At 70.3% G+C, this 266-nt stretch carries 1 protein-coding gene; it reads right to left on the minus strand.

The features are described 5' to 3' along the window. Positions 1-266: efflux RND transporter permease subunit (locus tag Ga0451573_RS19265; RefSeq protein WP_231685809.1), on the minus strand; the 266-nt coding region annotated here is incomplete at both ends.

Genomic DNA, 266 nt, shown 5'->3' on the forward strand with positions numbered 1-266 from the left:
GGCTGCGCGCTGGACGATCGCGTCGGCACTGTTCTCCTTGCCCGGACGATCGTCCCACGAGACGAAGTTGACGAAGCCCTGACCGGTATTCTGGCCGCTGGCACCGCCGCCGCCGCCGCCGCCGGTGACAGTGAAGATGGTGCGGACGTTCCTGCCCTCCTGCTCGCGCAGATATTTCTCGACCGCGAGCTGCACTTCCTGGGTGCGCGCCTGGGTCGCGCCGGCGGGCAGGCGGAACTGGACGCTGGCGGCGCCCTGGTCCTCGG

This window comes from Phosphitispora fastidiosa (assembly GCF_019008365.1).
In the GTDB taxonomy this organism is placed as follows: Bacteria; Bacillota; Thermincolia; order Thermincolales; family UBA2595; genus Phosphitispora; species Phosphitispora fastidiosa.